Annotated in this window: 17 protein-coding genes; 7 read left to right on the top strand and 10 right to left on the bottom strand. The window is 38.4% G+C overall.

The annotated features are described in order from the left end of the window. Positions 1-27 precede the first annotated feature (27 nt). The 9 genes from AACQ49_RS17210 to serC all read right to left on the bottom strand — a co-directional run bounded on the left by AACQ49_RS17210 (position 28) and on the right by serC (position 12,053). Positions 28-243: a cold-shock protein gene (locus AACQ49_RS17210; protein ID WP_004247631.1), complete on the bottom strand. Its 216-nt coding sequence runs from the start codon at positions 241-243 to the stop codon at positions 28-30. 495 nt (positions 244-738) lie between these two features. Next, entirely contained in the window at positions 739-1,740 is a 1,002-nt protein-coding gene (gene lpxK / locus AACQ49_RS17205; RefSeq protein WP_004244590.1) for a tetraacyldisaccharide 4'-kinase, read from the bottom strand. Next, on the bottom strand, positions 1,737-3,482 hold the full coding sequence (gene msbA, locus AACQ49_RS17200) for a lipid A ABC transporter ATP-binding protein/permease MsbA (RefSeq protein ID WP_004244589.1): 1,746 nt from the start codon (positions 3,480-3,482) through the stop codon (positions 1,737-1,739). Before msbA ends, lpxK begins: the two co-directional genes overlap by 4 nt. Positions 3,483-3,518: 36 nt before the next feature. Beyond that, positions 3,519-5,888, bottom strand: coding sequence for a DNA internalization-related competence protein ComEC/Rec2 (locus AACQ49_RS17195; RefSeq protein ID WP_049212419.1), 2,370 nt, complete (start codon positions 5,886-5,888; stop codon positions 3,519-3,521). A gap of 420 nt (positions 5,889-6,308) precedes the next feature. Further along, on the bottom strand, positions 6,309-6,596 hold the full coding sequence (gene ihfB / locus AACQ49_RS17190) for an integration host factor subunit beta (protein WP_004244587.1): 288 nt from the start codon (positions 6,594-6,596) through the stop codon (positions 6,309-6,311). A gap of 64 nt (positions 6,597-6,660) precedes the next feature. After that, positions 6,661-8,334 carry a 30S ribosomal protein S1 gene (gene rpsA / locus AACQ49_RS17185; RefSeq protein WP_004244586.1) on the bottom strand — a complete coding sequence of 558 codons (1,674 nt, stop codon included), beginning with the start codon at positions 8,332-8,334 and terminating at the stop codon, positions 6,661-6,663. 181 nt (positions 8,335-8,515) lie between these two features. Further along, positions 8,516-9,193, bottom strand: coding sequence for a (d)CMP kinase (gene cmk / locus AACQ49_RS17180; protein WP_004244585.1), 678 nt, complete (start codon positions 9,191-9,193; stop codon positions 8,516-8,518). A 288-nt stretch (positions 9,194-9,481) separates the two neighbouring features. Next, complete coding sequence (aroA, locus tag AACQ49_RS17175) at positions 9,482-10,768, bottom strand: 3-phosphoshikimate 1-carboxyvinyltransferase (protein ID WP_004252010.1); 1,287 nt, start codon at positions 10,766-10,768, stop codon at positions 9,482-9,484. Positions 10,769-10,964: 196 nt separating this feature from the next. Then, the gene (gene serC, locus AACQ49_RS17170) at positions 10,965-12,053 is read right to left on the bottom strand and encodes a 3-phosphoserine/phosphohydroxythreonine transaminase (RefSeq protein ID WP_004244582.1); all 1,089 of its coding nucleotides are present in this window, start codon (positions 12,051-12,053) and stop codon (positions 10,965-10,967) included. 136 nt (positions 12,054-12,189) lie between these two features. Between serC and AACQ49_RS17165 the strand changes: the two genes are divergently transcribed. After that, positions 12,190-13,620, top strand: a complete 1,431-nt coding sequence (locus AACQ49_RS17165) for an MFS transporter (RefSeq protein ID WP_135091570.1) — start codon at positions 12,190-12,192, stop codon at positions 13,618-13,620. A 136-nt stretch (positions 13,621-13,756) separates the two neighbouring features. After that, positions 13,757-15,007: a two-partner secretion domain-containing protein gene (locus AACQ49_RS17160; protein WP_161779188.1), complete on the top strand. Its 1,251-nt coding sequence runs from the start codon at positions 13,757-13,759 to the stop codon at positions 15,005-15,007. A gap of 74 nt (positions 15,008-15,081) precedes the next feature. Here AACQ49_RS17160 and ansB read toward each other — a convergent pair whose 3' ends face one another. Next, complete coding sequence (gene ansB, locus AACQ49_RS17155) at positions 15,082-16,119, bottom strand: L-asparaginase 2 (protein ID WP_004244579.1); 1,038 nt, start codon at positions 16,117-16,119, stop codon at positions 15,082-15,084. Between the two features lie 227 nt (positions 16,120-16,346). Here ansB and ycaO point away from each other — a divergent pair, with 227 nt between their 5' ends. The 5 genes from ycaO to AACQ49_RS17130 form a co-directional block, all read left to right on the top strand. Then, positions 16,347-18,104, top strand: a complete 1,758-nt coding sequence (ycaO, locus tag AACQ49_RS17150; RefSeq protein ID WP_161779187.1) for a 30S ribosomal protein S12 methylthiotransferase accessory factor YcaO — start codon at positions 16,347-16,349, stop codon at positions 18,102-18,104. Positions 18,105-18,773: 669 nt separating this feature from the next. Then, complete coding sequence (gene focA / locus AACQ49_RS17145) at positions 18,774-19,628, top strand: formate transporter FocA (RefSeq protein ID WP_004244577.1); 855 nt, start codon at positions 18,774-18,776, stop codon at positions 19,626-19,628. Between the two features lie 54 nt (positions 19,629-19,682). Continuing rightward, positions 19,683-21,965 (top strand): formate C-acetyltransferase, encoded by a 2,283-nt coding sequence (pflB, locus tag AACQ49_RS17140; protein WP_004244576.1) that lies wholly within the window; start codon positions 19,683-19,685, stop codon positions 21,963-21,965. A 107-nt stretch (positions 21,966-22,072) separates the two neighbouring features. Continuing rightward, a complete protein-coding gene (gene pflA / locus AACQ49_RS17135) occupies positions 22,073-22,813 on the top strand; it encodes a pyruvate formate lyase 1-activating protein (protein WP_004244575.1) in 741 nt (246 codons plus the stop codon). Positions 22,814-23,170: 357 nt separating this feature from the next. Next, positions 23,171-23,782: hypothetical protein (locus AACQ49_RS17130; protein ID WP_161779186.1), on the top strand; the 612-nt coding region annotated here is incomplete at its 3' end.

Here is a 23,782-nt window from a genome sequence, read left to right as displayed (position 1 = left end):
CACCCATTTATTATAGGTGTCGACTATTTAGAACCCGATAACATCAGCGGCTTCTAGACCTGCTGCTGTTTTGATAACAGAAAACTCAACGTCTTGGCCTTCGGTTAGTGCTTTATTTTTTGTATTGGCAATCGCTTTTTTATTGACGTAAATATCTTGTTCAAGATCTTTTGCAACAATAAGACCATATCCTTTATTATTGTCAAACCATTTTACGCGACCCATTCTTAATTGTAATGTCATGATAGATAAACTCCTTTTGTTCTTTGTATAGTTTTTATCTTCTATACACATGCATTCTACTTTTTATTAAGTCTTCTTATATAAAACCCCATTAAATTCTGAACACATTAATTTAAGTAGTGCATTTTATTATTCAATATAAATGTTCAAAATCGTGATAGCTAAATTAGATAACTATTTATTGAACAGACACTAAACTACAAAATATTCATGACAAATATATGACATGTTCTATATTGTTGCCTGTACCTATCAATAAACTTGCTTGATATAAATGATAAAGTAATTTCTATTCGAAAGCATTTTAACTATCAAGCATAAATAATATCCACAGCATAACAATATTAACTCTACAATAAAGATCTAAAAACTCTCCACACAAGGCTTTTGAGTAGATAGGGTATTAGCGAGTTAAATTGAACTACGACAAAAGCGGTATGCGATTAGTGGGTAGGTAATCTTTATGTAACGCTATCCTGATTTCCATTATAAATATCATTGTTTCAGATCATATACAAGTTTTTTTCGCGTTGTCACTAATTGGCTGACTTGATTTAGCACAGATAGATCTTTCAATACCGCACTGACAGGCAAATACCACCAGTTGTTTTGCGCAAAATGCTGGCATTTAACTGCGTCTTTTTCTGTCATAATCAGAGGCTCTTGGTGAGGCGTCAGTATTTGTAACTCTTGTAGGGTATATTCACTATGATCATTAAAGGCTTTAGTTGCAATTAACTTAACCCCTTTATCTTGCAAGGAATTAAAGAAACGAGGAGGATGACCAATCCCTGCCATAGCAACTGCATTACCCAACTCAGTAATGGCTTTTTTCTCACCTGTCTTTAGATTTACCGCGATTTCTCCCTCTAAACTCATCGCTATTTCATTCGCTTGACAATCACCACCATTGACAATAACCGCATTAACAGAATCAAGACGATGAGCGCGCTCTCTCATCGGCCCTGCGGGCAACCACCAGCCATTACCAAAACGCCGTTGTCCATCAATAACAACGATTTCATAATCTCGCTGTAGGGCATAATGCTGTAATCCATCATCAGTAATAATAATATCAAGATCATATTGCGCTAATAGCGCTTTGACTGCATCACTGCGAGAAGGTGCAACGGCAACAGGTACGCCAGTGCGATGATAAATTAAAACCGGTTCATCTCCTGCAACGGCCGGCTGTGTTTCTGGCGACAATAATAAAGGATATTGGTCTGATTTCCCGCCATAACCACGAGAAACAACCGCAGGTTTAAAGCCTTGTGCTTTTAATTGCTCAACAAGCCAAATCACCACTGGTGTTTTACCATTACCTCCCGCCGTTAAGTTACCTACCACAACAACAGGTACGGGGGATTTCCATGAGGATAACCAGCCTTGTTTATAGGCAAAACGCCTAAAAAGGCTGATCGCCCCATAGAGCCATGAAAAAGGCAATAAAAGAAGGTAACACCACGATTTACCAGACCAAATCCGCTCAATCATTTGCCAAATTGCATCCTGTGTAGCTGAGCATAAACGCCTTTTCGCTCAATTAAATCAAGATGAGCACCACGTTCAACAATTTCCCCATCTTCAATCACTAAAATTTCATCTGCTTTTTCAATGGTTGATAGACGGTGAGCAATCACTAATGATGTTCTATTTTTTTGCAGTTCATCAAGTGCGGCTTGAATTGCCCGCTCTGACTCAGTATCTAATGCTGAAGTTGCCTCATCTAAAATAAGAATAGGCGCATCACGCAATAGTGCCCTTGCAATGGCAATACGTTGACGCTGACCACCTGATAACAACACGCCATTTTCACCAATTTCAGTATCGAGACCATTATCTAATTTTTGGATAAAGTCCATAGCATGAGCCATTTTAGCCGCTTTCTCGATATCCTCACGGGTATATTGGTCTTCACAAGCATAAACAATATTGTTTGCTACCGTTTCATTAAACAGATGCACATTTTGTGAAACTAACGCAACCTGATTACGTAGTGATCTTAATGTGTAATCACGAATATCGTGACCATTGATCAAAATCTCCCCTTCGTTAACGTCATAAAAACGAGTGAGGAGGTTTGCAATAGTAGATTTACCTGAGCCTGAACGCCCTACTAGTGCCACTGTTTTCCCTTCAGGAATAGTGAAGGACAGATTTTTCAAAGCAGGTGTATCTTTGGTGATATATTGGAAAGTGACATTACGGAACTCAATATCACCTGTTGGTTTTTTCAGCTCAAGGGTGCCGGTATCTTTCTCTTGTTCCATATCAAGGATAGCAAATAATGTTTGGCAAGCAGCCATGCCTCGTTGGAATTGAGCATTAACGTTAGTTAATGATTTTAATGGGCGCATTAAAGCGACCATTGAAGAGAAGACCACCGTAATTGTCCCTGCAGTCAGGGTATCCATAATCTCAGGAAAACTGGCTGCATATAAAACAAAGGCTAAAGCAAAAGAAGCAATAAGCTGGATAATGGGATCTGATATAGAAGATGCCACCACCATACGCATACCTTGGCGACGAATATGGTTACTAACATGATTAAAGCGCTTATTCTCAACTTCTTGACCATTAAAAATTAAGACTTCTTTATGGCCTTTAAGCATTTGTTCAGCACTTGTTGTCACCTGCCCCATACTATTTTGGATACGCTTACTGATGGTTCTAAAGCGTGTTGATACCATTCTGATCACCACCGCCACAATAGGTGCGATCACAATCAAGATAAGTGATAACTGCCAGCTATAGTAGAACATCAAGCCAAATAAGCCGATGATATAAGCCCCTTCACGGACAACAGTGATCAAAGCCCCTGATGAAGATGAAGCGACCTGTTCTGAATCATAGGTAATACGTGATAATAACGTACCTGTAGATTGCTGATCAAAAAAGCTCACCGGCATTCCCATAATATGAGAAAACAGCCGACGGCGCATATTCATCACGACTTTTCCTGATACCCAAGAAAGGCAGTAACTAGAAATAAAGTTAGATATACCACGCAGAACTATCAGGCCAATAACGGCTAAAGGCATCCATTTTAATACATCATTACTTGCTTTACCGAAGCCTTCATCAAGCAGAGGTTTCAATAAAGAGATCATAAATGCATCAACACCCGCATTTATGATTAATGCGCCTGCTGCAGCAAACAACCCCGCTTTAAAGATCCGAATCATCGGCCATAAGCGTCGGAATGTTTGCCACGTTGATAGGTCTATATCATTCATATATATTACCAAACTTTTAATAAATAGCGGGCTATTCTACTCGGGAAACGTCAAAACACCAAACCACTGATGATACCAACGAGGTAAAATATCTCGTCTATAGGTGACTACATCAATCTTTCCGTGTTTAAACTCGATAGAAATTTGCCCATTTATCGATGTTGTTAGCCAATCAATGGCCTCTTTTTTATAACGGTTATGTACTTTATCAGAAGGTAAACGCCAAGGGCTATAACGTGCAGCAGAAACTAGTGCATATTTTGGTGATATTGCTTGAATAAACGCCAATGTGGATGATGTTTGGCTACCATGATGAGGAACTTGTAAAATATCCGCTTTTAAATAGGCTTTTTTCCTTCTCAGTAGTTGCGCTTCCCCCTCTTTTTCCAGATCGCCGGTTAATAAAATAACACTGTTACCATCCGTTAATGAAATTACACAAGAATCATTATTTTTAGGTGAGCGAGATAATGTCAGCGGCCAGAGCGCGTTGAAAGTAAGGTCTTTCCATTGCCATACTCCCCCTTGTAAGCACGGTAAATGTTGGGGATTGTCAAAGCTACTACGGATAGTTAACTTGGGATAAGCACGTAATAAGTCGTCAATACCACCGGTATGATCAAGGTGATCATGGCTAATTATCATGGCAACAGGCTGTAATCGATGATGCGTTAGATAGGGAATAATGACATTTTTAGCAATAGTGCCACCACTTTTCCAGCGTATCCCTGTGTCATAGATAACCGCTTCTCCCTCTTTTTCAATAATAATAGCTAAACCATGTCCAATATCTAACATGGTTATTCGCCAATCATAACGTTTAGAGAAAGACAGTTCACAATATAAAAAAGTAGCAATAGTGATCAAAATAATCACATGATGACGCCACCAGCTCATTTTGATAACTAAAAGAGTCATAATACCGCTTAATGCAAATAACCAGGGGACAGCGCCACAGGGTTGCCAATACGCAAGAAAATAAGGCACACAGAAAAATGCCCAATTGATAGACTGATCAACCCATGACCAAATAATAGGTTGTAGAACAGGTAAAAAGGCAGTAAATAGCCCACACATAATAAGTGGTACGGTAATAAACGAAATAATAGGCACAGCCCATAAATTAACAAGCAAACTAAAAAGATTACCACCACCAAATAAGTAGTATTGAAAAGGTAATAAGATGATCAATAGCCCTAGTTGCAAATGAATGAGTCTAATAACAAACCAACGTTTTTGCTGGCTAAATCTTTTATTTAATGGATAGAGCCAATACCAAACAATGATGGCAAATACCGCAGAAAAGGATAACCAAAAACTAGCGGATAATATGGCGAGCGGATCAAGCAATAAAATCACTGCCGCACTCCAAATCGCCCACTGCCAAGGTAAAAAAAGTCCACTACGCCAATGGAGTAAAACCCAAATAGTTAGGCCTATTATCGCTCTGGTTGCGGGGATCCCCCATCCTGATAAAGCCGCATAAAAAACACCACAACCTAAACTAATAACCAAAGGAAATTGTGGGTTAATCCATTGCGTTGGGAAAAGATATTGTACTCCTCTCGCCATCAGCCAACCAAACAGAGCAGCAAGGCCAATATGCAGCCCTGAAATCACAATAAGGTGCGAAATACCTGTTTTCATATAAAGTATTTTATTTTCGGCAGAAATACCTCGTTTATCACCTAACACTAATGCTGTGATTTCACCACTATTTTTTGTGGCTTGCCAATAAGATGAAAGATAGTGAATAAATTGAGTATAAATAGGAAGGTGAGAATTCGTTAATGTGGCTGATAATATTTTTCCTGACAATGTTTCTCTTACTGAAACGGCATATTTTTGGCTGTCAAATCCTCCCTCATTTAAATAACCATGTACTGCACGAAAGTGAATTTTAAACAGCCATGTTTGCCCGACTACGACATTTTTAGGCGGATGACGCCAATATATATTGGCATAGAGTTTAGCAGAAAAGAGATGCTGTTTAGGAATAGCAACTTTAATCATTATATTGCTATCCGGCAAGCGACGATATTCTAGAATTGCGCTTTCTATTGTGGCAATGGTGTCAGCAAGTTGAGAGGTTTTGACCATTAAAGAGGAGGCAGTACTGTTTGCATAGCACCAAAAACAGAGTAATAGCAACAAAAAACGTAAGTATGAAAAAGGAATTAAATATAACAATATCCCTACGATAATCAGTGTATAACTCAGGGATAAACTCAGTGTTTCACGTTGAATAAGTAAAGGTAAGCAACTTAATATAATGATAACGGCAAGATAATCTATATTAAGAGGTTTTAGCCCTAGCATTGCAATATATTTAGCATATAGATAATGCCATTTTATTAACGCTATTTTATTTCTATAAATATATTTTATCTTGACTAATAAAATCATATTTTACATCCATGTAATTAATTTTTCCTTGTAATATCATGCTGTTAAATTGTTATCTAAGATAGTTAAAATCGTATTTTTTTCGAACTCTCTTTTAATAAAAACTTTCGTTTTAAGCGCATACACTATTTTTTGCGAAGTTGTTCTAAAAAGTGATGGAATAACGGCAAATATCAAAATTAACTCAAGCCAAATAGATAAAGATCACGTAAGGTAAGCCCAATGTCTTACAACAATCGCTAATAAAGAGAATATAGAGAAGTGATAAAGAATATAGAGAATAGAGAATAGAGAATAGAGAATAGTGAATAGAGAATAGTAGAACGTAACTTAATACCAACCGATAACCAATAAAAAACGGCACCGAAGCACCGTTTTTGAAAAAGTTTACTAACTTTATGCCTATTTGATAGGAAACTATTATTCCGTATAAATATTTACACGGTCACGTAACTCTTTACCTGGCTTAAAGTGTGGAACGTATTTACCTTCCAGCTCTACCTTATCACCAGTTTTCGGGTTACGACCCGTACGCGGCGCACGGTAGTGTAGAGAAAAACTGCCGAATCCGCGGACTTCGATACGCTCACCATCAGCCAAAGTATCAGCCATATGATCAAGCATTTCTTTTACAGCTTCTTCAACCGTCTTAGCCGAAAGATGAGATTGTAGGCCTGCAAGTCTCTCGATTAACTCAGACTTGGTCATATTACCTCCCTAGACTACCGATAAATAGGCAACGACTCTCGTTGCCTTCCGTTAATAACTTAAATTATTCGCCTTTAGCTGCTTTGAAAGCTTCAGCCATAGCGTTGTTTGAAAAACCAGCTTCTTCTTTGTTGTTTACAGAAGCGATAGCGTCTTTCTCATCTGCTTCGTCTTTAGCACGAACAGACAGGTTGATAACGCGGTTTTTACGGTCAACACCAGTGTATTTAGCTTCTACAGCATCGCCAACATTCAGAACCAGAGTTGCATCTTCAACGCGGTCACGTGAAGCTTCTGAAGCACGTAGGTAACCTTCAACGCCGTCAGCTAATTCTACAGTTGCGCCTTTAGCATCAACAGCAGTTACTTTACCAGAAACAATAGCACCTTTTTTGTGAGCAGACAGGTAATTATTGAATGGATCTTCTGATAATTGTTTAACGCCCAGAGAGATACGCTCACGCTCAGCGTCAACTTGCAGTACTACTGCAGCGATTTCGTCGCCTTTTTTGTACTCACGAACAGCTTCTTCACCTGCAACATTCCAAGAAATGTCAGATAAGTGAACCAGACCGTCAATACCACCGTCTAAGCCGATGAAGATACCGAAGTCAGTGATAGACTTGATTTTACCTTCAACACGGTCGTTTTTGTTGTGAGTTTCTGCGAATTGCTGCCATGGATTTGCTTTACACTGTTTCAGACCCAGTGAAATACGACGACGTTCTTCATCGATGTCAAGAACCATAACTTCAACAACATCACCAACGTTAACAACTTTAGATGGGTGAATGTTTTTGTTAGTCCAATCCATTTCAGAAACGTGTACCAGACCTTCAACGCCTTCTTCGATTTCTACGAAGCAACCATAGTCAGTCAGGTTAGTTACACGACCAGTCAGTTTAGTACCTTCTGGATAACGTTTAGCGATAGCTACCCATGGATCTTCGCCCAGTTGTTTCAGACCTAATGATACGCGAGTACGCTCACGGTCGAATTTCAGGACTTTAACAGTGATTTCGTCGCCAACATTGACAATTTCGCTTGGGTGTTTAACACGTTTCCAAGCCATATCAGTGATGTGCAGTAAGCCGTCAACACCGCCCAGATCAACGAATGCACCGTAGTCAGTAAGGTTCTTAACGATACCTTTAACTTCCATGCCTTCTTGCAGGTTTTCTAACAGTTGATCACGTTCTGCGCTGTTCTCAGATTCGATAACCGCACGACGAGACACAACAACGTTGTTACGTTTTTGGTCTAATTTGATGACTTTGAACTCAAGCTCTTTGTTTTCCAGATGAGTTGTATCGCGAACTGGGCGAACGTCTACCAGTGAACCCGGTAAGAACGCACGAATGCCGTTCAGTTCAACAGTGAAACCACCTTTAACTTTACCGTTGATGATACCAACAACAGTTTCGTTTTCTTCGTAAGCTTTTTCCAGCATCAGCCACGCTTCGTGACGTTTAGCTTTCTCACGAGACAGAACGGTTTCACCGAAGCCATCTTCAACCGCGTCCAGAGCAACGTCAATTTCGTCACCCACTTGGATTTCTAATTCGCCTTGCGCGTTTTTGAATTGTTCTACAGGAATCGCAGATTCTGATTTCAGACCTGCATCAACCAGAACAACGTCTTTATCGATAGCAACAACAACGCCACGAACGATTGCACCTGGACGAGTTTCGATTGTTTTTAGGGATTCTTCAAAGAGTTGAGCAAAAGATTCTGTCATGTTAATGATCTTCAAGTAAATTTAATTAACGTCCATTTAGCATCCGGCCGAATGGGGTTGTTTCACATACCTCGTTACATCCTTTGTGACAAGGTCATCGGGCATTATTGTGTATTCATTAACACGTCAACCCGATTTTAATAATTACCTAGTATAAACGAAATAAAAACGAATTACGCTGTTAATTGCAGATTTTTTTCGCATAAGCTAACGATTTTTCAATAACTTCATCAATAGATAAGCTTGTTGAATCGAGAATTAATGCATCTTTTGCCGCAACCAAAGGCGCTACTGCGCGATTTCTATCACGATAATCACGCTCTTTTATCTCGGATAAAAGGCGTTCAAAGTTAACATTAAAGCCTTTCTCCTGCAACTGTAACATGCGACGACGTGCACGCTCTTGCGCACTGGCATCAAGAAATATTTTTACTTGCGCATCAGGAAAAACGATTGTGCCCATATCTCGGCCATCAGCAATTAATCCCGGTGCAGTACGAAATGCACGCTGACGGCGTAATAATGCTTCTCTTACGCGAGGAAACGTTGCTGCTTGTGACGCTGTGTTGCCAACGGTTTCAGTACGAATTTCGGTTGAAACATCTTCACCTTCCAGAATAACACTTAATCCATTTTCATTAGGAATAAAGCGCACATCCAAATTCGCCGCTAAAGGCACTAATGCATCTTCTGATGTAATGTCCACATGATGATGTAATGCTGCTAATGCTAATACACGGTAAATAGCACCGGAATCAAGTAAATGCCAACCAAAGGCTTTTGCTAATGCTTGACACAATGTTCCTTTACCTGCTCCGCTAGGCCCATCAACAGTAATTACAGGGACGATAACCGCCATGAGTTTCTCCTTTTCATGGGCACTGTTTTTCTATATTTACTGCCGTGAACCTATGGCGTTCTACAACATAAGCTCTAAACAGAGAAAAACAGTATTAATATATTGCGCGTCATTATACGCATACTCTCTAGAGGAGGAAACAAGCAGTTAAAAACAAGCAGTGCTTTTTAAAGATAATTTTTTATTAATCTACTTATTTATAGAATAAAAACACGCTTAAATTAAGAAAATCGATAGTATCGTACTAGAGAAAAGCCAATACTATCGATTTAATTGATGCTATTTTAATTAAACTTTTGCATGAGAAATACTTGCTAGTTTTTCAAAATAGTCAGGGAATGTTTTTGCCGTGCAGCCAGGATCAAGAATGGTAATCGGCGTGTTAGACAATGCCACAAGTGAAAAACACATAGCTATCCGGTGATCATTATAGGTTTTTATTTCAGCCGTCGTTAACTGTTTAGGCGGTATCACAGTTAAGTAGTCGCGACCTTCATCAACCATCGCACCAACTTTACGTAATTCTGTCGCCATGGCAGATAGACGGTCAGTCTCTTTTACCCGCCAGTTATAGATATTACGGATAGTCGTTTCACCCTCAGCAAAAAGCGCTGTCGTAGCAATTGTCATTGCCGCATCAGGAATAGTATTCATATCCATATCTATCCCTTTTAACTTGCCACGTTCACACTCTATATAATCGTCACCCCAACGTATTGTAGCCCCCATTTTTTCAAGCACAGACGCAAAATGGATATCACCTTGCAAGCTATTTTTACCAATGCCGGTTACTCGCACAACCCCTCCTTTAATGGCGGCTGCCGCCAAAAAATAAGAGGCAGAAGATGCATCGCCTTCAACCAAATATTTACCCGGAGATTGATATTGTTGACCACCTTTAATCATAAAACGCTGATAGTTTTGATTTTCAATTTCTCCACCAAAAGTGGAGATCAAGGCTAACGTGATATCAATATAAGGTTTAGAGACTAACTCACCTTTAATGGTAATAGTGGTGTCTTGCTGAGCTAAAGGCGCCATCATTAGTAATGCGGTCAGAAATTGGCTGGAAACGGTGCCATCAACATCAACACTCCCGCCCGAAAATCCCCCACAAACACGTAGCGGCGGATAGTCCGTTTGTTCAAGATAATCAATCTTTGCCCCCCCTTGACGTAACGCATCCACTAAATGACCAATAGGACGCTCTTTCATGCGAGGCTCACCCGTAAGAACAATATCGTGCTCTCCGAGGCTTAAAGCTGCCGCCAATGGGCGCATCGCTGTTCCTGCATTGCCTAAAAAGAGTTCAAGTGGCTGCTGGGGATGAAAAGAACCTGCTAACCCTTCAATATCACATACCGTATTATTATTTGATAATTGATATTGTACCCCTAAGGCGGTTAGCGCATTGAGCATATGACGAATATCATCACTATCTAATAAATTAGTTAAACGCGTTTTTCCCTTGGCTAAAGCTGCCAATAAAAGTGCACGGTTAGAGACACTTTTTGATCCGGGTAAATTGATAGTGCCTTCAATATGTACGATGGGTTGTAATGTCAACGATTCCATAAACAGGTAAAAGCTCCGCTAGATAAGTCAAAATAGGTAGAGACGCTGTGTAATAATGTCAAATAGTATGATTATCGTAATTAATATTTATCTATTTGCCATATTGGCACAGAGATAACAGTTATTGGCTCTCTGTGCTTTAATTATCAGAAAATCTGCCAATAAGGCAGGTTTTGCAGCAGTGAAAAGGTAACCATTAAGCGTGGCGACGCTCAAAATCAGCCATAAAATCAACTAATGCTTGTACACCAGCAAAAGGCATTGCGTTATAAATAGATGCACGCATACCACCTGAAACACGGTGCCCTTTCAGCGCAACTAATCCTTGCTCTTCAGCTTCTTTTAAGAAAACCGCATCTAAAGCAGGAGAAGACATTTGGAAAGGTACGTTCATCAAAGAGCGGTTTTCTGTGGCAATACGGTTAATATAGAAATCACTGTTATCAATCGCACTATAAAGCAGTGTCGCTTTCTCATAATTGCGTTTTGCTATCTCTTGCAAGCCACCTTGCTCTTTTAACCATTTAAACACCATGCCTGATAAGTACCAAGCAAAAGTCGGCGGTGTATTAAACATGGAGTCATTTTCAGCCAGTACTGTGTAATCAAATACTGAAGGGGTTTCTTTACGTGCTTTACCCAGTAAATCTTCGCGAATAATTACCAGTGTTAACCCCGCAGGACCAATATTTTTTTGTGCTCCAGCGTAAATCATGCCAAAACGGCTAACATCAAGTGGCTGAGATAAAATAGCGGAAGAGTAGTCGGCAATAACAATTTTTTTATCATCAAAATCCGGCTCTTCGTGGATAGCAATCCCATCGATAGTCTCATTTGGGCAATAATGCACATAGGCTGCATTATCACTTAATTGCCACTCTTTCATTGGCTTAACCGCGATTTTACCGTCAATTTCTGTTTTTATTTTAATGATATTAGGTGAACAATATTTTTCCGCTTCATCGGCAGCACTTTTAGCCCAATATCCTCCATCGATATAATCAGCGGTGGTTTTCTCACCTAATAAATTAAGCGGTAATGCCGCAAAATGACCACGAGCGCCACCATGACAGAACAGAATTTTATAATTTTCTGGTACATTGAGTAGATCCCGTAGATCTTGCTCTGCCTGATGGGCAACCTCCAAAAATTCTTTACTGCGGTGGCTGATCTCCATAACAGAACGCCCTAATCCGTGCCAGTTGCATAATTCTAATTCTGCACGACGAAGAACTTCTGCCGGTAACATGGCCGGACCTGCACTAAAGTTATATACCTGACTCATTCAAATTCACCCTATCTGAATATGTTTTGACAAAACGACCTCTATCGGTTGTATCATTCTCCTCTAATTGGCGCAATGACTTTTGTAAACTTACGTATTATGTGTAGCACACAAAAATAATCGTTAGGAGTATTTTATGTCGGGGAGTCAGTATAAAAAGGAAGATGCGAGCTGGGGAATGCTACTTAAAGGACGAAATAGTCTAAAATCACTCGCTTTAGCAGGGGGAGTGGCATTACATGCTATTAATGTCTATATCACCATTACCACCCTACCTTCTATTGTTCGTGATATCGGTGGGCTTAATTTATATGCATGGAATACCACCGTTTTTATTTTGGCATCCATTCTCTCTTCAGCGTTGACTTCTCGTTTATTAATTTTGCTCGCGCCACGTAATAGCTACTTATTTGCCACACTCTGCTTTTTAGCAGGCTCTATTATCTGTGCTACCGCCCCTTCAATGCCAATCTTGTTGGTTGGCCGATTTATTCAAGGTGCGGGAGGCGGAATGTTACTGGCTTTAGCTTATTCATTGGTCAGGGTGATGTTTCCGCAACCATTATGGTCTCGAGCTATGGCGTTAATGTCCAGTATGTGGGGAATATCAACGTTGCTGGGTCCCGCATTAGGAGGAATATTTGCAGAATATAATATTTGGCGGGGTGCTTTTTGGTCTATTCTTTGTGTAGGCATTCCTTATGCTATTCTACTGTTTACTATCCTTCCTAAGGAAAACAGTGCTGATATTGCTAACAAAAAAACATCACTTCCCTACCTACAACTTACCTTATTAATATTAGCAGTGTTATCTATCTCAATCGGTAGCTTGTATCACGTTACGCTATATCATATTTTATCTTTTCTATTAGCAATTATTTTTATCTTATTATTAATTTATATCGATAAGAGATCTCATGATGGGCTTTTTCCTAAAGGAACATTCTCTTTTTCAGCCCCACTATCCCCTATTTATCTGACTATGGCATTGCTAGGAATAAGTGTTCAGACAGAAGTGTTTGTGCCCTATTTTTTACAAATGATCCATGGTATTACTCCGTTACTTTCCGGTTATTTAGCTGCTTTAGTCGGTGCTGGTTGGTCTTTTTCGGCTATTATCTCTTCATCTCAACCAAGCGGTATTGCTCAGCGTCTTATGCGTATCGGCCCTGCCATTAACTTTACTGCCATAATTGTTCTTGGCTTATTAATTTCAAATTATCTTCTTTTACCTTATGGGCAAGTGATTATTATTTGTCTAGCCCTCTTTTTTACAGGTGCAGGAATTGGCATGGCTTGGCCTCATTATCTCACTCGTGTATTACAGGTTTCTCAAGGGGAAGAAGCGCAAAAAGCGGCGACGTCAATCACCACTATTCAGCTATTTTCAACCGCTGTAGGTGCTGCCATTTCAGGTACTGTTGTAAATATGGCAGGATTAACCAACCCCGGAGGTATTGCTGGCGCACAAAATGCAGCCCATTGGTTATTTATTGTATTTTCTATTACCCCACTGATTGCATTTATTACTGCAAAAATCGTTGTTTCCAATATAAGAAAAAATTAATAACATATAACCCAAAAGGCTATTAAAAAAATAGCCTTTTTATTTTTTATAAATAAACGCCTTTTAAACCTGACTATCTTTATTTATGTTTTTAATATCGCTAAATTAGCCCTAAATAATATACAAGGGTAAACATATGAAATTAAGAAATGCAATAATAATTGGCGTAATATACACACCATCAATATGCCAGGCCGTAGAACAAACTAGCTATAAATATATTTCTATTAATCAAGACTCTTCAACAATAGTTAAACCTAATGAAATTAATCCTAAACAAGCAGAAATATTAATAGCACCAAAAAATCCCAAAGGCATTTCTCATAATAAATATGATACATTTGATGTAACTGATGCTGGCATTATTTTAAATAATAAAGAGGTTGCCGCTGAGACTATTATTAATGAAGTGGTTAATGGAGCAACGTCATTCTTAGCGGGGAATATCGCGGTAGCTGGCAATGCAGCTCATGTTGTTATAGCCAACCCAAATGGTATTGAATGCCATAATTGTAGTTTTTCGAATACATTACAAGAAACGTTAACAACAGGGAAACCTGTTATCAATAATAATGATGAATTAATCGGCTACCGCTTAGAAAAAGCTATCGCTCCCATAAATAAAGGATATAGGGGTGGAAAATCAATTGATCATATTGGAAAAATTGTATTCAGTAACAAAAATGACCGTAGTTCTAGTCATTCTTTTAATAAACTTAATATCATATCTAATAACATTAAGTTAGAAAAAGGATTTATATCCTCTAAAGGAGATATAAATATTTATTCAGGTAAAAGAGATATAATAATTAAAGAAGGTGAAAGTATCTTAAAACAAGAATACGCCATGCGCTCACATATAAAAAGAAATAATCTCCCCAATCAGATAATATTAGGTGATAAAAATGGTGATCCTAAAAAACAAGGTTTAATCTCTTCTAAAAACATCATTATTAATGCTTCTGATACTACTATTTATAATTATGGTAGTTTAGAAAGTAGTAACCGTAGTAAAAATGCCATACAACTTAATCTAAATAAAACAACATTTAATAACCATGGATATATTCTCGCCAGAGGCGGATATTTAGATCTGCAAAATAAGTCTTTCTTCCACAATATGGAAAGTGGAACTATTGGCATGCAATATTGGCTTAATACTGGTAAAAATAACAATAACTATAGCGAGACATACATAGGGTTAATACCCAAAAATACTATTAGCCAAATGAAAAACTTAACTTTAGATATTAGTGAGGATAGCAAGCTGATAAATAATGGTGTTATCAACACTGAACGATTATACACTCGCGATAAAAATATGAATAATATTCAAAACAATAGAGAAGATATCAAAATTTATACTAAATTACGCAAAATTAAATAATATTTAACAAAGAAAACCATCTGCTATTTATCAGCGGATGGTTTTCTGATTTAACTAAAAAACAAAAAATCTAATTAATATTTTTCAAAGTTTTCTTGGATCGTGGCGGGATCTTGTGTTTCTGTCAAAGATAACTGTAATAACACTCTTGCTTTCTGTGGATTTAGACGTTCTGAAGCAATAAAGCCATATTTTGCATCATCTACTTCACCATTTTGTGTGGTAAATCCAACCGGAACACGACTTGAACGAACCACAACAACACCTTTTTTTACACCATCTGCTAAAGTATTTAAGATGTCAGAATATAAGTTACCATTGCCGACACCTGCACTAACAATACCTTTAAAGTGGTTATCTATAAACGCTTTAGCCGGTAAATCAGATGCATTAGCATAGTTATAAACAATACCTACTTTTGGTAATTCGGTTAATTTGCTGACATCAAAGGCAACTTTCTCAGCGCGTGGTGTTGCAGCAGTGTAATAGTGTACTTTACCATCATGAACATAACCTTGAGCACCTGCATTAATCGGCTGGAATGCTTGCACTTCTGTCGTATTCATTTTGACAACATCTTTACCACTAATCACCGAATTATTCATGGTAACTAATACACCACGATTTTCAGATGCTTTATCACTTGCCACCACCACGGCATTATAGAGGTTTAATGGACCATCAGCACCTAATGCTGTTGCTGGGCGCATTGCCCCTACCATCACCACCGGTTTTTTACATGCTGTGGTTAAGTCAAGAAAATAGGCGGTCTCTTCCATCGTATCTGTACCATGGGTTATCACAAAGCCGTCTGTTTTATCACAATCCGTATTAATTTTATTCGCCAGTTTTAACCACACTTGGTCGTTCATATCTTGCGAACCAATATTAACCACTTGCTCGCCTGTTAAGTTAGCCACTTTTTTTGCCTCAGGTACGGCATTAATCAATGTATCAATGCCTAATTTTCCTGCTGTGTAGCTTGAAGAAGTGGCAGAGTCTCCACCCCCTGCGATGGTTCCCCCAGTTGCGAGGATTGTCACATTAGGTAAAGCAAAAACGGTACCACTAATTACGGTTAATAAGCTGGCTAGCAATGTTTTTCTTATCATTTTTTAATCCTTATGAGTCTATAAAATCGCGTCCAATTATGATGATTTATTATCAGTAATTCCGTGATAAATAGAACGAATTTATCAAAAGAACTAATATATTAGTGCATTAATGATAAGGAATGTTATTTAAAATCAACCGACACGAGAAATAATTAGTGCATTAGCGACGATTTCAGTATCATGTGCCCCTAACTATCACTCGTAAAATATTGATGAAACCTGCCATGTCACAAACATTTATTCCCGGCAAAGATGCCGCACTGGAAGACTCTATCGCTAGCTTTCAGCAAAAATTAACTCAGTTAGGTTTTAACATTGAAGAAGCTTCATGGTTAAATCCTGTTCCTAACGTTTGGTCTGTTCATATTCGTGATAAAGATTGTCCGTTATGTTTTACTAACGGCAAAGGTGCTACTAAAAAAGCAGCATTGGCTTCAGCATTAGGCGAATATTTTGAACGTCTCTCAACCAATTATTTCTTTTCTGATTTCTGGCTAGGTGCTGATATTGCAGAAGGTGAGTTTGTTCATTACCCAAATGAAAAATGGTTTCCACTGACAGATGATGATGCTGTACCTGAAGGCTTATTAGATGCACGTTTACGTCAATTTTACGATCCTGAAGGTGAGCTATGTGGCAGTGAACTGGTTGATTTACAATCAAGTAATTCAGAACGTGGTATTTGTGCCTTACCGTTTATTCGCCAATCAGATAAAACACCTGTATATATACCTGTTAATATCATTGCAAATCTTTATGCATCTAATGGTATGTCAGCAGGAAATACGCAAAATGAAGCTCGAGTGCAAGGGCTTTCTGAAGTGTTTGAACGCTATGTCAAAAATAGAATTATCAGCGAAAGAATTAGCTTGCCTAAAATCCCCCATGAAGTTTTAGCTCGTTATCCTGCTGTTATTGAAGCTATTACGACATTAGAAAAAGAAGGCTTCCCTATTTTTAGTTTTGATGCATCTTTAGGGGGACAATTCCCCGTTATTTGCGTCGTGCTGTTTAACCCACAAAATGGGACTTGTTTCGCTTCTTTTGGTGCTCATCCCGATTTTGGTGTGGCATTAGAGCGTACTGTTACTGAGTTATTGCAAGGCCGTAGCCTTAAAGATCTCGATGTTTTCAATCCACCGAGTTTTGATGATGAAGAAGTCGGTGATCACACTAATCTTGAAACCCACTTTATCGACTCTAGTGGTTTAATTAGTTGGGATCTGTTTAAAAAAGATGCAGACTATCCATTTGTGGATTGGGATTTCAGTGGTTCAACCGAAGAAGAATTCCAAACATTAATGTCACTGTGCCAGCAATGTGATGCGGAAGTGTATATTATGGATTATGACCATTTAGGGGTTTATGCTTGCCGTATTTTAGTCCCTGGCTTATCCGATATTTATCCTGCTGAAGATCTGCAACTAGCCAATAACATTATGGGTGTCCATTGGCGTGATACCATTCTTTCTTTACCAACAAGTCATGGCACAAAAGAAGAGTACCTCTCACTTATTGGCCAATTTGATGAAGATGGCTTAGATGACTTTACTCGTATCAGAGAAATGATTGGTATTGCACCGGGTAAAGATAATGGTTGGAGTCATTTACGTGTAGGTGAATTAAAATCAATGTTAGCACTCGCTGGTGGCGATTTAGAACAAGCATTAGTTTGGGTTGAGTGGACACAAGATTTCAACGCATCATTATTTACACCAGCGCGTCAAAATTATTATCGTTGCCTGCATAATCTTTTACTCCTACGTGAAGAGCATGAGCGTGAGCCTGCACAATATATGGAGGCATTTTCTCGTATGTATGGCGAGGAAACACTGCAAGCTGCATTAAATGCAATTGAAGGTAAACAACCTTTTTATGGCTTGCAACCCATAGATCCATCATTAGCGAATTTGCCTGTTCATCAATCTTTATTAGCCGCGTATGAAAAATTACAACAAGCAAAACGTCAATCGAATAAATAACATTATTTTATTTAAGGTTATTTATTAAATAATTATTTTTAACTGATTAATAATCGCTTTGTTTAAAATCAAAACACTCTACTAATAAGTAGAGTGTTTTATTATATATAAAAAATATAACGACAATTTTGCCACCATGACAATTATGTCAAATGACAAAAGTGTCAAATATGTCAAAAGTGACGATTTTAAGTTTTAAATACGACGTAAAAAGATAAGGTTAACTTTTTAATCTAAAAAAACCACAAAAATATAGTTTAAATTGCTAATTGTTTACCTAGATCTCAAAAATTTAAAAACCGTATTTTTATAATGGTTTTAAGGCTGGCGTAATCAATTAGATTACCCACAAATAAAGTAATGTTTATATTTAGCGCAAAAGTAAATGGAGCGTTAAATTTTATTTTTATCTGTTAACGCTAATAAAAATAAATAATACGTTATATTTACTTTTTACTTTGTTTATCCAGCCAGGCTAAAATTTTTTGATAAAATTTAAAAAATTTTTTCTTATTATTAATCAAATAATTATAGCTAATTTAGCCGGTTTTTACGTACTAAAATTGCGTCTCTCATAAGCGACTATGATCCATATCAACTTTAGGAGTAAGACCCTTTGCTACTATTATTGCGTGCTATAATTATTCCAACATATAAGAGAGTGTTAGTATGAAAGCTGACAGCCCTTTTAATTTATTATCACCTGCTGATATGGCAAAAGTTGCCGATGATGCATGTTGTTATAAAGCAAACAAACATATCCCAACAACTTACTTATCTGCTTTTACTGCGGGAATGTTTATTTCAATTGCGTTTGTTTTTTATATTACAGCGACTACAGGCACCGCATCTGTTCCATTTGGTCTCGCTAAACTCGTTGGAGGAATTTGTTTCTCTTTAGGCTTAATGCTCGTGGTTGTTTGTGGTGCAGACTTATTCACTTCAACTGTACTCACCATTATTCCTAAAGCGACAGGACGTATTTCTTGGGCTAAGATGTTCGCTAATTGGATAAATGTCTATATTGGTAACTTTATTGGCGCCCTGTTCTTTGTTGCCTTAATGTGGTTTGCAGGTCAATATGCAGCAGCTAATGGGTTATGGGGTCTGAATGTATTACAAACTGCACAGCATAAAGTTGAGCACACCTTTATTGAAGCAGTTTGTTTAGGTATTTTAGCTAATTTAATGGTTTGTCTTGCAGTTTGGATGAGTTATGCAGGTCGAACTTTAATTGATAAACTCTTTGCACTTATTTTACCTATCGGTATGTTTGTGGCGAGTGGCTTTGAGCACAGTATCGCTAACATGTTTCTTATTCCTTTAGGTATTGTAATTAAGAATTTTGCACCGGCAGAATTCTGGACTACAGTAGGTGCATCACCAGAACAATTTTCAAATCTAACAGTATCAAATTTCCTCGTTGATAATTTATTGCCAGTCACTATCGGTAATATTATCGGCGGAGCAGTCCTAGTCGGTCTGGTATACTGGTTAATGCATCTGCGCGGCGATAAACATTAATCCGTGCAGTTATGACTGATTTCTTAAGTTCCATTGTAAAAAGGTAGAAGTATCATGTCTGATTTAAATGAAAAATTTGCTGAAGCATGGAAAGGTTTTTCTGAAGGTGAATGGCAGAACAATGTTAATGTTCGTGACTTTATTCAAAAAAACTATACTCCATATGAAGGCGACGAATCTTTCCTAGCAGGTTCCACTAAAGCAACTGATACACTTTGGGAACAAGTTATGGAAGGCATCAAAATTGAAAACCGCACTCATGCGCCGGTTGATTTTGATACTTCTGTTGCTTCAACTATCACTTCACACGATGCGGGTTATATCGAAAAAGATTTAGAACAAATCGTCGGTTTACAGACTGATGCACCTCTAAAACGTGCAATCATCCCATTCGGTGGGATCCGTATGGTTGAAAGTTCTTGCCACGCTTATAACCGTGAGCTAGATCCAGAGCTGAAAAAAATCTTTACTGAATATCGTAAAACACACAACCAAGGTGTATTCGATGTTTATACTCCAGACATCTTAAAATGCCGTAAATCAGGTATCTTAACTGGTCTGCCAGATGCTTATGGTCGTGGCCGTATCATCGGTGACTACCGTCGTGTTGCACTGTACGGTATCGAGTTCCTACGTAAAGACAAATTCGCTCAATTCACCTCTTTACAAGAAAAACTGGAAAAAGGTGAAGATCTGGAAATGACTATCCAACTGCGTGAAGAAATCGCAGAGCAGCACGCTGCATTAGGTCAAATCCAAGAAATGGCTGCGAAATATGGTTGTGATATTTCTCGCCCAGCTCAAAACGCGAAAGAAGCAGTACAATGGACTTACTTCGGTTACTTAGCCGCTGTTAAATCTCAAAACGGCGCAGCAATGTCCTTCGGTCGTGTATCTACTTTCTTAGATATCTATATCCAACGTGATCTCGATGCAGGTCTGTTGACTGAAGAACAAGCTCAGGAATTAATTGACCACTTAGTCATGAAATTACGTATGGTTCGTTTCTTACGTACTCCTGAGTATGATGAATTATTCTCTGGTGACCCAATCTGGGCAACAGAATCATTAGGTGGTATGGGTTTAGATGGTCGTACTTTGGTAACTAAGAATACTTTCCGTTTCTTAAATACCCTGTACACCATGGGTCCTTCACCAGAACCAAACATGACTATCCTATGGTCAGAACAACTGCCTATTAATTTCAAAAAATATGCGGCTAAAGTCTCAATCGATACTTCTTCAATCCAGTACGAAAATGATGACTTAATGCGTCCTGACTTCAACAGTGATGACTATGCAATTGCATGTTGTGTTAGCCCAATGGTTGTGGGTAAACAAATGCAGTTCTTCGGTGCTCGTGCAAACTTAGCTAAAACCTTACTGTATACCATCAATGGTGGTGTGGATGAGAAACTGAAAATCCAAGTAGGTCCAAAACACGCACCTATCATGGACGAAGTGTTAGACTTTGATACTGTGATGAACCGTATGGATCAATTTATGGATTGGTTAGCAACTCAGTATGTTACTGCACTGAATGTTATCCACTACATGCACGATAAATACAGCTATGAAGCAGCACTGATGGCACTTCATGACCGTGATGTATACCGTACTATGGCTTGTGGTATCGCAGGTCTATCTGTTGCGGCTGACTCACTGTCTGCTATCAAATATGCAAAAGTATCACCAATCCGTGATGAAAACGGTTTAGCCGTAGACTTCAACATTGAAGGTGAATACCCACAATTTGGTAACAACGACTCTCGTGTTGATGATATCGCTTGTGACTTAGTTGAACGTTTCATGAAGAAAATTCAGAAACTGCACACTTACCGTAACGCAGTGCCAACTCAGTCAATTCTGACCATCACTTCAAACGTTGTGTATGGTAAGAAAACAGGTAACACTCCAGACGGTCGTCGTGCTGGCGCACCATTCGGACCAGGTGCTAACCCAATGCATGGCCGTGACCAAAAAGGTGCAGTTGCTTCATTAACTTCAGTTGCTAAACTGCCATTTGCTTACGCGAAAGATGGTATTTCTTATACCTTCTCTATCGTACCTAACGCGTTAGGTAAAGATGATGATGTTCGTAAAGCAAACCTTGCAGGTCTGATGGATGGTTACTTCCATCATGAAGCGGATATCGAAGGTGGCCAACATCTGAATGTTAACGTAATGAATCGTGAAATGCTGTTAGAAGCAATGGAAGATCCTGAGAAATATCCTCAATTAACTATCCGTGTTTCTGGTTATGCAGTCCGTTTCAACTCATTAACTAAAGAGCAGCAACAAGACGTTATCACTCGTACATTCACTCAAACAATGTAATTTGATAACTCATGCATTTATTTACTGAGAAAGTAGATAAAATCGCTTAGAATAAAGGCCCCTACTTTGGGGCCTTTTTATCTAGACAGTTTTGGAGTAACCCTGTTATGTCCGTACTTGGTCGTATCCACTCATTTGAATCCTGCGGTACTGTTGACGGTCCCGGAATACGCTTTATTGTTTTCTTCCAAGGATGCCTAATGAGATGCCTCTATTGTCACAACCGTGACACATGGGATACTCATGGTGGGCAAATCGTCACAGTTGATGAATTAATGAAAGAGGCAGTGACTTATCGTCACTTTATGAATGCCTCTGGTGGTGGCGTTACAGCTTCTGGTGGTGAAGCTATCTTACAAGCAGAATTTGTACGTGATTGGTTCCGTGCTTGTAAAAAAGAAAATATCCATACCTGCTTAGATACTAACGGTTTTGTACGCCGTTATGATCCTGTCATCGATGAATTAATGGACGTGACTGATTTAGTCATGCTGGATTTAAAACAAGTGAATGATGACATTCACCAAAAACTGGTTGGTGTTTCTAACCAACGTACACTGGAATTCGCCCGCTATTTAGCTAAACGAGGCCAAAAAACCTGGATACGTTACGTAGTTGTGCCCGGTTGGTCTGATGATGATGATTCTGCTCATCGTTTAGGCGAATTTATAAAAGATATGAAAAATATCGAAAAAGTCGAGCTTCTCCCTTACCACGAATTAGGTAAACATAAATGGGTTGCTTTAGGAGAAGAGTATAAACTCGATGGTATTCATCCACCGTCAAAAGAGACGATGGAAAATGTTAAAGCAATTATTGCATCTTATGGTCATAAAGTGATGTATTAAGCTTTTATACACCCCCATTTTAAAAAGCAGTGCACAATGTACTGCTTTTTTTATGTAAAACTGCCATCAAGTTTTCCCCTCCCTGCGGCATGTTCTTTTGAGAAAGCGCCAGCCACTAAATTAAAAAATATTGTTTTCCATACCTCAAATAAAGATATTTTTAATAACGACTATTGCAGTTAATTATGACAATATAAAATTGTTACTCATTCTAATGGTCATTTAGAAGTTTCTAAGATTATCCTTAAGCATTCTTTAGTTTAATAGTATTGATTAATTACAAAATAAAAAGATATGATATGAATTATAAAAAGTTATATTTATAAACAATTAATTATTTTTAAGGCAGAGAAAAAAATGGAACAAGATAATAGTTCATCGCTTACGGAGCCAGAAGAGGTGTTTACGCCAGTTCCTCTACAAAGAGGTGCTTCAGGGGCAACCGAGTGGTTAGGTATTGGCTGGGATTTAGTTAAAGAGCGCTTTTTTATGTGGGTAGGCGCTGTAATTATTTACTTTCTTGTTAACTTAATTATCTCATCTATCCTTGGATTTATCCCACTTATTGGGCCGATTATCTCCCCGTTTATTTCAGCTGTATTAGTTGCCGGGCTTATGATGATAGCCCATCAGCAATATGAGACTGGTCAGCTAAATCTGGATAATTTATTTTCTGGTTTCCAGAACAAACGCTACCTTAGCATCATGGGTGCTTATGGTATTAGTGTGCTTATTATCTTAGCAGGCTTTATTTTAGCACTATTAATCAGTGGCTCATTATTGATGGAAGTTGCTCAAGCCGCTCTTAATGATGCACCAACCTACTATATTCAAGGCTTATTGGCTGATAACCTGACACCAATTACGTTTTCTTCTATCATTATTATCATTTTTAGCTTAATCAGTACTGCCTCTTATTGGTTTGCCCCTGCCTTAATTTTAGTAAATGACTATAAAGCTATCCCTGCC

Source organism: Proteus sp. G2675, assembly GCF_963886535.1.
Lineage (GTDB): Bacteria > Pseudomonadota > Gammaproteobacteria > Enterobacterales > Enterobacteriaceae > Proteus > Proteus mirabilis.
This window is presented reverse-complemented; position numbering and strand designations above follow the sequence as displayed.